General features: G+C 45.1%; 14 protein-coding genes. 5 read left to right on the forward strand and 9 right to left on the reverse strand.

The window, feature by feature from the left end; all coding sequences use genetic code 11:
* Positions 1-123: 123 nt before the first annotated feature.
* Both GZ78_RS25615 and aat read right to left on the reverse strand, forming a co-directional pair.
* Positions 124-834, reverse strand: a complete 711-nt coding sequence (locus GZ78_RS25615; RefSeq protein WP_034842762.1) for an arginyltransferase — start codon at positions 832-834, stop codon at positions 124-126.
* Positions 821-1639 (reverse strand): leucyl/phenylalanyl-tRNA--protein transferase, encoded by an 819-nt coding sequence (gene aat, locus GZ78_RS25620; RefSeq protein ID WP_236631696.1) that lies wholly within the window; start codon positions 1637-1639, stop codon positions 821-823. Before aat ends, GZ78_RS25615 begins: the two co-directional genes overlap by 14 nt.
* Positions 1640-1707: 68 nt before the next feature.
* Between aat and GZ78_RS25625 the strand changes: the two genes are divergently transcribed.
* The 3 genes from GZ78_RS25625 to GZ78_RS25635 all read left to right on the forward strand — a co-directional run bounded on the left by GZ78_RS25625 (position 1708) and on the right by GZ78_RS25635 (position 4376).
* Positions 1708-3162, forward strand: coding sequence for an aminoacyl-histidine dipeptidase (locus GZ78_RS25625; protein WP_034842765.1), 1455 nt, complete (start codon positions 1708-1710; stop codon positions 3160-3162).
* A gap of 255 nt (positions 3163-3417) precedes the next feature.
* Entirely contained in the window at positions 3418-3816 is a 399-nt protein-coding gene (locus GZ78_RS25630) for a hypothetical protein (RefSeq protein ID WP_034842768.1), read from the forward strand.
* 263 nt (positions 3817-4079) lie between these two features.
* Entirely contained in the window at positions 4080-4376 is a 297-nt protein-coding gene (locus tag GZ78_RS25635) for a 4a-hydroxytetrahydrobiopterin dehydratase (RefSeq protein ID WP_051786555.1), read from the forward strand.
* Here GZ78_RS25635 and GZ78_RS25640 read toward each other — a convergent pair.
* Positions 4371-6326 (reverse strand): hybrid sensor histidine kinase/response regulator, encoded by a 1956-nt coding sequence (locus tag GZ78_RS25640; protein ID WP_081870047.1) that lies wholly within the window; start codon positions 6324-6326, stop codon positions 4371-4373. The genes GZ78_RS25635 and GZ78_RS25640 overlap by 6 nt on opposite strands.
* 163 nt (positions 6327-6489) lie before the next feature.
* Entirely contained in the window at positions 6490-7401 is a 912-nt protein-coding gene (locus GZ78_RS25645; protein ID WP_081870048.1) for a glycerophosphodiester phosphodiesterase, read from the reverse strand.
* A 498-nt stretch (positions 7402-7899) separates the two neighbouring features.
* Here GZ78_RS25645 and GZ78_RS25655 point away from each other — a divergent pair, with 498 nt between their 5' ends.
* Positions 7900-8613: a transposase gene (locus tag GZ78_RS25655; protein WP_034842777.1), complete on the forward strand. Its 714-nt coding sequence runs from the start codon at positions 7900-7902 to the stop codon at positions 8611-8613.
* A gap of 81 nt (positions 8614-8694) precedes the next feature.
* Here GZ78_RS25655 and GZ78_RS25660 read toward each other — a convergent pair whose 3' ends face one another.
* Positions 8695-9291 carry a hypothetical protein gene (locus tag GZ78_RS25660; protein ID WP_152558955.1) on the reverse strand — a complete coding sequence of 199 codons (597 nt, stop codon included), beginning with the start codon at positions 9289-9291 and terminating at the stop codon, positions 8695-8697.
* A 474-nt stretch (positions 9292-9765) separates the two neighbouring features.
* On the opposite strand from GZ78_RS25660, the gene GZ78_RS25665 reads away from it, so the two are divergent.
* Positions 9766-10254, forward strand: coding sequence for an Hcp family type VI secretion system effector (locus tag GZ78_RS25665; protein WP_034842783.1), 489 nt, complete (start codon positions 9766-9768; stop codon positions 10252-10254).
* Between the two features lie 96 nt (positions 10255-10350).
* On the opposite strand, the gene GZ78_RS25670 is transcribed toward GZ78_RS25665, so the two are convergent.
* The 4 genes from GZ78_RS25670 to GZ78_RS25685 all read right to left on the reverse strand — a co-directional run bounded on the left by GZ78_RS25670 (position 10351) and on the right by GZ78_RS25685 (position 12460).
* Positions 10351-10653, reverse strand: coding sequence for a hypothetical protein (locus tag GZ78_RS25670; RefSeq protein WP_034842786.1), 303 nt, complete (start codon positions 10651-10653; stop codon positions 10351-10353).
* Between the two features lie 25 nt (positions 10654-10678).
* Positions 10679-11209: a DUF6985 domain-containing protein gene (locus GZ78_RS25675; protein WP_152558956.1), complete on the reverse strand. Its 531-nt coding sequence runs from the start codon at positions 11207-11209 to the stop codon at positions 10679-10681.
* Entirely contained in the window at positions 11178-11618 is a 441-nt protein-coding gene (locus tag GZ78_RS31100; protein WP_081870049.1) for an HNH endonuclease, read from the reverse strand. Before GZ78_RS31100 ends, GZ78_RS25675 begins: the two co-directional genes overlap by 32 nt.
* A gap of 152 nt (positions 11619-11770) precedes the next feature.
* A complete protein-coding gene (locus GZ78_RS25685) occupies positions 11771-12460 on the reverse strand; it encodes a hypothetical protein (RefSeq protein WP_152558957.1) in 690 nt (229 codons plus the stop codon).
* Between the last annotated feature and the right edge of the window lies 1 nt (position 12461).

Here is a 12461-nt window from a genome sequence, read left to right on the forward strand (position 1 = left end):
CTGTTTCCAGCGATATTTCTATCCTGTCGTAAAATCAGAATAAATGATAACGCTATTTAAAAAGAGGTTGTAGAGCAGCTATAGCCTCTCTGTCAGGGTGCACAGATGTATCGTTGGGATGGTTTATTTCAACGTAACCCAGTGATTGTTTACGTAAACTTCCAGTGGACGATATTGGATCTTATAACTCATTTTTTTACAATCCTTGATCCAGTAGCCCAAGTGAAGGTACTTAAGTCCAAGCTTTTTGGTCTCTTCAATCTGCCAGAGTATACAGTAACTTCCAAGGCTTCGGGTCTGGCTGACTTCTGGGTCATAAAAGGTATAGATCGCAGAAAGTCCGTTAGCCAGTTCGTCGGTGACAGCCACGGCTACCAGCTTTTCATCCAGCCAGAACTTGTAATAGCAGCAAAACTCAGGGCTGCCTACCAGGAAAGATTGAAACTGCTCCATGGATGGAGGGTACATGTCGCCATCACGATGTTGTGTAGATATGTACTTTTTATAAAGCTGGTAGGTTTCATCGTCGTATTCCGCTTCCGAGCGGGTCACTACAATGTCCTGGTTTTTCCGGAATAGTTTTCTGTGATTGCGTTTTGGTTCAAACAGGTTAACGACGACTCTTGCAGGAATGCAGGCGTTACATCCCTGGCAATGAGGCCTATAGATATGGCGACCGCTGCGTCTAAAACCTATGTCTGCCAAGTGTCGATAGAGGGCGGGGTCAAGATCTTTGTCAGGATCCATAAACAGCGTAATGGCTTGTTTGTCCTCAAGATAGCTACAGTTGTGAGGCTGAGTTGCATAGAATTTGAGATCTTTAAGTGCGCTCATCGGGTCCGGCCGTCCATTGCCCTGTTAAATTCCAGTGTGCACTGGTTGAAGGCATTCGGCAACCGTCTTTTAGTGCCTTTAGAAATGCATCCCGGCTGATCATTTTCGCTCCCAGAGACTCAAGGTGTGGACTGTGTATCTGGCAGTCAACCAGGTGGAAATTACGGCTCAGTAGTTCTTTGCACAGGTGAATCATAGCGAGCTTGGAGGTGTTTGTCGCAAAGCTGAACATCGACTCCCCAAAGAAAATTTTGTCTATTGCTACGCCGTATAGTCCGCCCATTAATCGGTCATCTGACCAGACTTCAACGGAATGGGCCAGTCCCAGCTTAAACAGTTCTGAGTAAGCGCTCTTCATTTCGTCGATTATCCAGGTGCCCTCCTGCTTACTTCGAGGTGAGGAGCAGGCTTCCACAACTTCGCTGAACGCTTCATCGAAACTGACTCGGTAAGTGTGCTTTTTCAAGAAGCGATTCATGGATCGGCTGATGTGTAGTTCATCAGGATAAAGAACCATTCGTGGGTTGGGTGACCACCAAAGAATAGGCTCGCCTTCATTGAACCATGGAAAAATACCACTCTGATAAGCGCTGAATAGCGTTTCAGGTCTTAGGTTGCCACCCATGGCCAGTAGTCCATCTGGATACTCCAAGGCCTCATGGGCGGTTGGGAATTCAGGTTTGTCAGGGTCAAGCAGGGGAATGGTTTTGCGCATCATCTGAACAGTCTGGTTAAAAAATAGAATAGGGTTTCGGTCAAGCTGTTGATGAATACGGTAAACTCGGATTCTGATTGGTGTATTCACTACTGGGCGTTCGTTCTCTGAGAGACTATTTTGATAGACTCCTACCCCCTCATCAACAGGAGATAGCTGTGACCCAGCTTGTTGAATTATCCCCTCAGCCCATTTGGCGACACTTTCAGGCACTTTGCAAGATTCCCCGCCCCTCCAAGTATGAAGATGCAGTTAGAGAGTATGTAAAGGACTTTGGTGAAAACCTTGGTCTTGAGACGATGGTGGATGAAGTTGGAAATCTGATTATCCGCAAGCCCGCTACGCCCGGTATGGAAAACCGTCGTGGTGTTGTATTTCAGAGTCATCTGGATATGGTACCTCAAAAAAATGCTGATACAGACCATGATTTTACTAAAGACCCTATCAAGGCTTATGTCGATGGTGATTGGGTTACGGCTGAGGGAACCACGCTCGGAGCGGATAATGGTATCGGTGTGGTTGCAGCTATGGCTGTGCTTGAGTCTACCGACATTCCTCATGGGCCCCTTGAGGCACTCTTTACCATAGATGAAGAGAGTGGCATGACAGGTGCTCACGGACTGAAGTCAGGCATACTTCAGGGTGAGATTATGCTCAATATGGATTCTGAAGATGAGGGGGAGCTCTACGTAGGTTGTGCTGGAGGTGTCGATGTTTCTGTTTCGCACCGTTATGAAGAAGAGCTTCTGGAAGAGGGCTACAACAGTTTTCAGCTTTCTCTGAAAGGATTAAAAGGTGGGCATTCAGGGGTTGATATCAAGCTGCAGCGGGGTAATGCCAACAAACTGATGATCAGGTTGCTCAAGGCGTTATCTGCTATGGATGTTCGTCTGGTGGAATATTCAGGTGGTACCCTGAGAAATGCTATTCCCAGAGAAGCCTTTGCCAGAATAGCTATTCCCTCCGAGCATCAGGCCGAAGTTGTCCGTGTTGTAGATGAGTACCTGGGGATCTTTTGTGCAGAGCTGGCCGAAGTTGAACCAAATCTGAGTCTTGTTTTGAAGGAGTCAGAGCCTGCTCATAAGGCTATGAGCCGTGCAGGGCAAAGCCAGTGGTTGGATACTTTACATGTGTCTCCTAATGGTGTTCATCGAATGAGCCTGAGTGTAGATGGCGTGGTGGAGACATCTAACAACCTGGCGGTCATTAAAATAAAGGACGGTGAAATTGCTGTCGAAAATATGGTGCGGAGTTTGATTGACAGTGCTCGTGAAGAGCATGCTGAAAGCATTGCCGGTCTCTATCGATTGATCGGTGCTGAGGTGAAAAAGCAGGGCGCGTATCCTGGTTGGAAGCCCAATACAGAGTCCGTTATTTTGAAGACTATGGTGGATATCCATGAGCAGCTGTTTGGGTATAAGCCCGAGATCAAAGTGATTCATGCCGGTCTCGAATGTGGATTGTTGGGGAGTGCTTACCCGAACTGGGATATGATTTCGTTTGGTCCCACTATTCAGTTCCCTCATTCTCCCGATGAAAAGGTCCATATTCCGGCCGTTGAGAATTTCTGGAACTACCTGGTGAAAACGCTGGAGGCCATCCCCGAAGCCTGATTGACCTGTAACGAAGTCATTATGAGTAAATAAAGTGGCAACATTGCAAAAAATTGTGTAAATTGCGCTTTCCTATGGGAGGCAAGTGTAATAAAATTGCCTCCGTCTACAGTCAGTCTGCTTTTGCCAGCCATTGAATGAAGAACAATTCATCTCAAATATCAAAGATCCCATCGTTTATATGTGGATGCCCTGCGCTGGCAAGGGCTGTTTCCTATTGTCATTTCAAACTCTTTCCGGAGGTAGGTAATTAATATGGGTACCCTGAGCGCGGGAGGCCGTTTCTTTAAAAATGAAGAACTGGATATCATTGAGCAACAGCGCCTGCAAGCTCTCTTAGAAATCACTGATCAGCATGACAAAGAAGTGACTCAGCTGAAGTCACGTCTTGAAGCTGCTGAACAGAAGGCTGAAAAGCTGAATAAGCAGGTCAAGAGCGCTGATAACGAGCTTAAAACGCTGCGTGCAAGCAATCCTGATCGTATGAAAAAACAGATCAAGCGACTGCAGGAACAGAACCGTACTCTGACCACAGAAAACGGTACTCTGAAAACCAAGCAGAAGCAATTGACTCAGCAGCTTGGTGCCAGCAAGCAGGAGTTGGAGCAGCTTCAAGCTGAAAAGGCTGAGCAAGAAGGAAGTGAAGAGAGCTGATAAAAAGGCTCTTGATAGTTGCAGCAGGCTGTGCAGCGTATGGATATGTGGCTCACGCCATCAGGCAGTTATGTCTTGAACAGATATATACTGTATGGCCCTTGCTGATTCTGATAGTTATTTTTCCAGTTTTATACATTCTGGTTATAGGAAATTCGATCATCACCTGAAATTCATTTATCCTTTTGGAGTTATCTGAATAAGCTCCTATAACATCGTCGAGATGCTTTTAGTCGAGCTATAAACCGTCAAGAGGATAATCTATGAGTAGCTGGACACTGTGTCAGTATGAAGGTATTGATCACCTTGAAAAGTCCTTTTCGTTCAAAAAATATTCTAAGTCACTCTGTTTTCTCAATGCAGTGGCAGGTCTTGCAGAATCCTATGTGCACCATCCAAGAATGGTTATAGAATGGGGTAGGGTAACTGTTGCCTGGGGTACTCATGAATCTGAGGAGGGTTCTGGTGTGCTTGCCAGAGATCGTCACCTTGCACAAGAGACTGACAGGCTATTCGAGCTTCTTCAGGTAAAGCATGTATCGGGTGATATTCAGCTATGACTGTTTCTGAACCGGCAGGCTGAACCAGAACAGGCTGCCTGTTTTAAGGCTCTTGAATCCTATTTCCCCTCCCATAAGCTCGATGAGTTGTCTTGAAATGCTCAAGCCTAGTCCAGAACCTCCGTGTTCTCTGGATACAGATGGGGCACCTTGGGTAAACGACTCAAAGAGTTTATTTTCTATTTCTCCCGCTATTCCCGGCCCGGTGTCTTCGATCTCAAACTGCAGAGTTTGTCGTTGCGTGTGATTTATATCCGTATTGAACCTGACTCTCAGCTGAACGGTGCCAGAGTGGGTGAATTTTATGGCATTACTGATCAGGTTGATGAGTACCTGCCTTAATCTCGATGGATCTCCCCATGCTTTATCTGGCACGCGCTCATCAAAGAAATCAATAAATTCAAGGTGCTTCTGATTGGCAAGTGGCGTAAAGATCTCGATGACTTTAGTGGCAACTTCTCTTGGAGAGTACTCCATGTGTTCAATGTGCAGTTTGCCTGATCGAATTTTTGAGTGGTCCAGTATGTCGTTCAAGATCTGTAGAAGAGCATTGCCGGAGTACTGGATAGTGGCGATATGATCGAGTTGAGACTTGTTGAGCCCGGTCTCTGAAAGCAGGTCAACGACACCCATTATGCCATTCAGAGGGGTTCTGATTTCATGGCTGACTTTTGCCAGTAATTCATTCTTGGCTTTGATTTCGGTTCTGGCTACCAGAGCTGCTTGTCTGATTCGTTCCTGCTGCTTGTTATAAAGGTGGAGACGATATGCCATGCCCATTAACAGTATGATGCACTGAGCAGCAAAGGCAATTTTGAGGCCGTAGGTTGAGCTGGAGTAGTTATGAGAGATCCCGAGGTTTGCAACAGTGACAAAAAGAATGGCTGAAACAAAAAGTGTCCAGGCAGCGATGAAGATATAAGCAGGTTTGTACTTTTGAAAGGCTCGGGTTATTGCCTGGGCCAGTATCCATACAACCATTATGGATTCGACGACAATGATTGAAAATGAAGCGATCACATAAGGAAGCCACGGGGAGGAAATTAAAGCAAAAATGGCATAACCAATGAACAGGCGGTTCACCAGGTCTGCTTTTGGAAAGGCCTTCTTCAGGTGTAGATAGGAGCGAGCGAAAAGGGTAATAAAGATCCCGGCCAGGCATTGAAAAACCACCACAGAGATCTCTTGGAATTCCAGGGCATTGGGCCAGAGCGAAAAGCCACTGCCATCCAGAGACATAATGGCCAGTGTAACGCTGGCGACCTGCAAGAAATAATACAGAAACAGCCGCTGCTTAAAAATTAATGTGGCAGAAATACCCACGAGAATAGCCATCAGGCAAATTCCGTAAAACAGCCCGTCTGCCCAGTATCTTTGTTCTGAAATCTCAATCAGGGTTTGAGCGCTGGTCAGGTACAGAGGAATATGAAGAGAGCTGGAACTCTGTATGTCAATATAATAGGTTTGCAACGAATGAGCTGGGACGGTAATCGGAAAAAGCAGTTGCTGGGTGTCCAGTGGGCGCTGCTCAAAGGGGAATCGGTCACCGCTCGATAGTGTCTGCCATTTATCGTTATCGTTTTTAAAGTGCAGTGAGACAAAGTCCAGCCGAGAAAAGCCAGACTCAACAAACAAGTCGATGGTTTTGTTGCTTTCATTTCTTACATTGAATTTTAACCAGATACGATCATTGCTGTAGGCAAGGTTGATGTATTTCTCAGTAACGGGGCTAAATCGAATCAGGGGGTTGTCCACTAAAGTGTGGACATCCAGGTTCTTATCCTTGGTTCGAAATAATTCCAGATAAGGTGTCAGGTCTATAAACTCCAGACTACGGTCAGCTTTCACGGCTTTTATAGAGCCGTTAGCTGTTGCTCCTTCTATAAAAAGAGAAAGAAAGATACAGAAAAGAAAAGAGGTGACTATCCCTGGCTTGACTGCGGTCATCATGGTGCCTGTAAAAAAGTATCCATCCTGCTTTGTCGAAAATCATCCTTCATTACTGAAACTGAAGAGATAATACTCTGGAACTAGCCCTGTTTGTCCATTCAGGATTGATCTATACGACATTATTAAAGTAATTGTCCGGCAGGTGATCATTATGTCCCGCATGCTAGATAATTTCCAGTAACCTTGCTATATCATCACATTCGATCCAGTCAACACCGGCTTCGACCAGGCGTAAAGCTTCCAGTTCATGTTGAGATTCCCCAGTTCCTGAATAGCGTTTGTCTTCCGGGAACAGTGTGTATGCTCCAACCAGCATGTTCCGGTCATGAAACGCTGTAACAGTGTCAGAGTCCAGTAGTTTGTATTCAGCGTCTACCACCGAAGATTGCACGAACTGCCCCACCAGGTTGTGCTTGAGGAGCATGTTTAGAAAGTTATCGGAAGCTGTTCGTTCAGAATGATTACTTTGCATCTCAGTCAAGTGGCTGAAACGGTTTAACCATTCACCTAATCCACCCAGCATGCTGCCGTCGTAGGCGAACCCACTGTGTATTTCAGGGCAGGCCTTCTCAAGGTAGTCCAGCATGAAAAAGTCAAAAGAGGTGACGATTACTCGGTCCTGGGAGCCGGTTTTCTTTATAATTTCAGCAATATGAGTGCCGGTATGCCTTCGACTCCAGTCAGGAGCGTATGCTTTCATTTCTATATTAATAAGAAAGTCGTCCGGTAGTTCCCAGATAACTTCTTCAAGCAATGTGATCTTATGCTCTCTGAGGTACTTGGCAGAGGTGCCATCACCGCGGTCAACGGACTTTTGAATATTAAGTCTGGACACCTCATCCCATGTCATCTGGGTGATAAGGTTTTTTTCACCCGTCAGGCGCTCTGTGTCTTCATCATGAAAGACGACAATCTTCTCATCCCTTGTCATGTAGACATCCAGTTCAACCCCATGAGCGCCAAGCTCTTTCGCCATTCTGAAGCCTGCGAGGGTGTTTTCCTGAAAATGAGTCGGGGCTCCACGATGGCCCAGAATCAGCGGGGAGGATAGAGAGTTGAAGAATCCATTCATCATTGCAATCCTGAAGTCGAAAGGCGCGATGCTAGCGATTTTTATGAGGGCTTGCTTCCAAGAAGCTTTAATTTGTGAACTCAGTCACTGAAATTATTGCAGTGGGTTGTAAGGAGTCCTGTGTCATATCTCATTACTCCCTGCAGGTGGAGTAGGTGTTCTTTTAAAGATGGACAATGTGAAAAAATTGTTTAGCTACTCTTGTCTTGACGTTGCGCAGGGGGCGATATTTTGCTTATCATCAAGGTCAGTTTATGTCACTGGCCTAATCACTGATTTCAGTGTTTTCTTTAAGGACACAATAATGAGTGTCTTTATTGGTGATGACAAAAAACAAGTAAAAAATAACGGAAGCTAGGTTATGGCTTGTTTAAGTGCGGATCTAAGGATCAAAATTATGATTCTAGGCTGGCGATAGCTGTACAGGGCTTTTATCAGTAAGGGAACTTTTAGGTGCAGAGCTATCTGGCCTTATTATGCCGTAATAAAGGATTTTAAAGTATGCCGAGACAAGCGCGCATTAATCTTGTTGGCATTCCCCAGCATATTGTTCAGAAAGGACACAATCGACTCCCCTGTTTTTTTGATGACGAAGATTATGAGTTTTATCTAAAAAGTTTGAGAGCTGCATCTGATCAATATCAGGTTGAAGTGCATGCTTATGTGCTGTTGCCCAATGCTATCCAAATCATAGCGACACCCAGAATAGACAAAGGTGTGTCGTCGATGATGCAGTCTTTGGGCCGGCGGTATGTGCAGTACGTTAATCATCGTTATAAGCGTTCTGGAACCCTTTGGGAAGGTCGCTTCAAATCCAGTCTGATCGATTCAGAAAACTTTTTATTAACCTGTTATCGATACCTTGAATTAAGGCCATTACATTTAGGCTTAGTCGATGAGCTGAGTGAGTATCGATGGTCAAGTTACCATCATCATTGTGGTAATGAGGTTTGCAGTTTGATTCAAGATCATCGGCTGTATCTTCAGCAAGGCGAAAACCGTGAAGAACGGTGTAATGCTTACAGTGAATCTTTCAGATATCGTTTTGACCGAAGGCTGCTGAATTATGTTGCAGAGACCGTCAATATGGGTCAGGTGCTAGGTGGTGATGCTTTCAAGGAAAAAATTGAAAAAGTCGCAAATCACAGAGTTAGACCCTTGAAGCGAGGGCGCCCTAGAAAGAAAAAAGCTGAGCTGGAAGAAGAGAGCTCTTGATACAAGAGCTCTTGTTTTGAATGTTTAAAGACTTCTTTCTCAGCTATCAATGTCACTCGTTGTGCTTTCTCTTGTGACGGCTTAGTCCGCTGTATGGTAATAATCCCAACGGATACCCATATTAACTCCGGCTGCCCTTAACTCAAGAATGACAGGCTGCTCTACCGCCGCTGTATTGATGTCCTCAACTTCCATCTTGCCTAAAACATTTTCCATGCCATCAGGCTTTCTGAACAGCCCCCTGAATTCATCCGGGTTAGACAGATATTGAAGGACATGACCCAATTCATGCATCAGGCATACCTCTGGAGGAATAGTCCCATAATGATCAATAGGGGCACGAGTTCCGCAACAGGCCCAGAAAGGTTTGCTTTCTTTCTTGTTGGGCACCCATGATTGTTGGGGGCGCTTTTTGACTTTATCTACCACGTTCAGCGCATAGCCTGGATCCCACTCTACAGTGCCGACAAAAGCTGAGTCGGTGGGTTGCGTAGGATGTCGATATTTATCAACGAGGCCCGGGCCAACCTTAATGGTTATGATTTTGTTGTGATCCCTCAGGTCACTGATGATCTCCTTGGCAAGATTCGATTTCTCAAGAAACTTGCAGGCTTTGGAAAAGGCATCCAGTGCGTCTTTGCCTGATATTCCGTTGGCCGCCTGTATTCTAAAGGCCATGATTTGTTCTCCCTTTGCTCGATTGCTTGATTTTTTGGGAGCTGGCCCAGGTAACAACACAATATCTTGAGCAGCTGAGTTGTGAACAAAATTAATACAAAGGTCAGACTTAATCCAGAATATCGATCAGTACAAAAAAATTGGTGTCAGAGTCAAAAGCAGAGGACATATCTCACTGGATGTGAAATCTTCCCAGACAGCATTATGGCTGCTGGAGTGGGGAATAAGGTAAGGTTTCTCAGAACGTTATCAAAAAAATTAAATAGTGTCAGAGTGGAATTTAAAAATGAAATTTTGGCTTTGCAGCAGAATTTTGTTTTGTTTTAATGCAGTCAGACAACAACGAAGCCCTCAGCTGTTATGAAGCGCCCTCAGGGTTAACAAGAAACTCCAGAGGAATTCTTTGTTGGCTACGTTCTCAGCCAAGAATGCACTTAAGGCATTTTACAACAACAATGAAAGAGGATTTCATCGATGGCTATCTACATGAACTTCAACAGTAAGAAACCTGCAGGTAACGTTACTGCAAAAGGTTACGAAGACTGGATTGAAGTCGACTCCTTCTCCTTTGGTGTTGGCCGAAGCATCACGATGGAAGCCGGTGCCATGTCTAACCGTGAGGCTGGTCGTCCATCACTGAGTGAAGTGTCCGTGACCAAATTGCTTGATGCTGCCTCTGGCGGATTGTTCAAGGAGTCTGTAACGGGTTCCGAAGGTACTACTGTACAGATTGATATCGTTCAAACCGGTACTAACACCGTACAAAAGTATGCCAGTTATACACTGGAAGACTGCATGGTTTCTTCATACAGCATCGGTGCATCAGCCGGTGGTGCTCCAACTGAAACCATCTCTCTGAGCTTTGCCAAGATCGTTGCTGATCTGAGCCATGCTGACAAGACTCACAAGAACAAGAAGAACCTCAAAGTGGGCTACGATCTGACCACTGCTGAGCCTTTATAATTCCTGTAGTCTTTATGACAGTCACCCTAATCAAGAAAGGTGGCATAGGAATCAGAAACGTGCAGGGCTGTATGGCCCTGCGCGTTTTTTTTGATGCTAAAGAATCTCAAAGGCAGCAGTTCCGGCAAGCTCACTGGCCTCCAAAGGGTGCTGGGCACGAAAGTAGTCTTTGGCGAACTGGGTTAGAAGTGTCTGGCATTGTTTATCGTCCCAGATGATCTGGGTGAGTTCCCAGGCTTTCCTGAACTGATCAGTCTCCACCTTTCGAGGGTCAAAGCCCAAGGCCTCGATCAGCTCTCGGTATTCACCTTCATGATAAGTCTGGTTGGCCTCTGATGGCCATTCATTGACCGAACCTTTGAAGGGGGTCTCGTGAAAGGCTTTAATGCGCCGCCACAAACGAAGGTGCGGCTAAGTTCTGTTACTACAAAACAATGTCCTGGTAACCTATTTCTACTAATTTGCCATTAATTAATTTAACGCCAATACCAAGCTCTGGTTCCCACTTTGCATCGAATACAAGCCCGATGTTCAGGTCGTTAGAATCAAACGACTCTATAACAACTACTTGTTTTAGATCTAGTAAGGTATCTAGCCCCTCTTTGTTGAAAATAAGTGGGGCCATTTTATCTGACTGTATTCCAAACTTGTCTCTATTTTCACTAATATTAGCTAAATAATACTTAAACAGGTTGTCTTCTACATCAGGTATCAAGGAAGTCTTTATCGCTTCAAAGTTCTGAAAAGCTTTATACTGGCTATCCTCAAAATCTCCATCTTCATCCCCATCGATAACTAATGTGATGTCTCGATCTTTATTAAGGAAAGAAAGCGTATACGATCTCTTCCAGTAGAGGTCGTATACTATTCTGCCAAATACATTGTCATCAATTTCTATCATTTTCTTGACCTGATCTAAGTAACTATTGTAAGGCTTCCAGTCTTTTAGCTTCACCAACTCCTCCTAAATGACCTAGCTTGCTATGAGGCTTTGAAGGCATAAGCTGCATAGTTCTCATATCCTCTACTTCATGGAAAGTCAAGTCCTGGCTTTTTCTCATCTGAGTGACTTCCTTTCGAGATACTCCCAGTTGTTGGGCTAATGCTTCATCTGCCATTTTAAAGTTAGCTTTCCTATCCGAAGATATCTTTCCAACTCTAACTTCATGAATCGTAATTGGAGATAAATCTGGGTAACCATTTTTATATTTGATTCCCTCATTGATATAGTCTGTTACCTCAGGTTTATTCGAATAGAAGAGAGATTCACCTCGCTGCCCAGACCAAGTGCCTGCAACTGGTGTCTGATTTATCCTTTCGTTATACGTGCTTAATTGTGGTAACTGGGGCCCATCGTCAGCAATTCCCGCTCAATTTAATTGTATGTTTTTCAAGCTAATTAATGAGGATTCTATAGCCCTTGAAAACCGGGCATCTTCAAAGTTTGCATAAATTATGCACAAGTCTGAAGAAAAAAAGTCTGCGAACTCTAATGTTAAAAAACCTCTACAGCCCTTTAAAATAAAGGACTTTCTGTCTGAGCGGGAATTGCTGGCCCATCGTTAGCGTTCATTGTAAAGTTTGGGGTAATATTTTCAGGAAGCTGATCGCTTGTTACTTTCTGATCAGTTTGCCTTATTCCTTTAGGCGGAGGCGAAGCCCTAACAGCAGGCCTATCATCAACCGGAAGATCCTCAACCATATTCCCCGATGAACGACTGTGTATCGTCGTTTTTGGCGTGTATCGATCCACATCTGTCTTGAGTTTAGCTAGTTCTTTAAACCGTTCACCCAGCTGTTTCATCTGCCGGATCAGTCGTCCCTTGCTGGCCATTTGTACAGCGACTCCGGCACCGGCTGTTGCGAAAGTCAGTACTATTGTCAGTAGAATCTCAAAGGCAGCAGTTCCGGCAAGCTCACTGGCCTCCAAAGGGTGCTGGGCACGAAAGTAGTCTTTGGCGAACTGGGTTAGAAGTGTCTGGCATTGTTTATCGTCCCAGATGATCTGGGTGAGTTCCCAGGCTTCCCTGAACTGATCAGTCTCCACCTTTCGAGGGTCAAAGCCCAAGGCCTCGATCAGCTCTCGGTATTCACCTTCATGATAAGTCTGGTTGGCCTCTGCAAGCCATTCATGGACCGAACCTTCGAAGGGGGTCTCGTGAAAGGCTTTAATGCGCCGCCACAAACGAAGGTGTGGCGATGTCACT

The sequence above is a fragment of the Endozoicomonas numazuensis genome, assembly GCF_000722635.1.
Lineage (GTDB): Bacteria > Pseudomonadota > Gammaproteobacteria > Pseudomonadales > Endozoicomonadaceae > Endozoicomonas_A > Endozoicomonas_A numazuensis.